The sequence below is a fragment of the Arthrobacter sp. SIMBA_036 genome, from assembly GCF_046535135.1.
Taxonomy (GTDB): domain Bacteria; phylum Actinomycetota; class Actinomycetes; order Actinomycetales; family Micrococcaceae; genus Arthrobacter.
Genome location: NZ_JAWRXG010000203.1, coordinates 1 through 269 on the forward strand (window position 1 = coordinate 1; position 269 = coordinate 269).

The following is a 269-nucleotide window of genomic DNA, read 5'->3' on the forward strand; positions in this document are numbered from 1 at the left end:
CGAACTGTTGTGGACCGGTGCCTTCGTATCGTCCGATGAGGCGCTGAAGATCGGATTGGTCAATCGGGTATTCAGCGACGCGTCATTGATCGACGAAACGTTGGCATTCGCCGCCCAACTCGCGGATGGGCCGCCGATTCAGTTGCGAGAGATCAAGAAGCTCATGTACCAGTCGATGCGAACGGATCTGCGGACGAGCCTCGATTCAGTCGCGGCCCAGATGGCAGTCGTGCAATGTACGGACGATTACAAAGAGGCGATTCAAGCTT

1 protein-coding gene is annotated in these 269 nt (G+C 56.1%); it reads left to right on the forward strand.

The window, feature by feature from the left end:
* A partial coding sequence (locus tag SB659_RS19625) for an enoyl-CoA hydratase/isomerase family protein (protein ID WP_410551619.1) occupies nucleotides 1–269 on the forward strand: 269 nt, incomplete at both ends.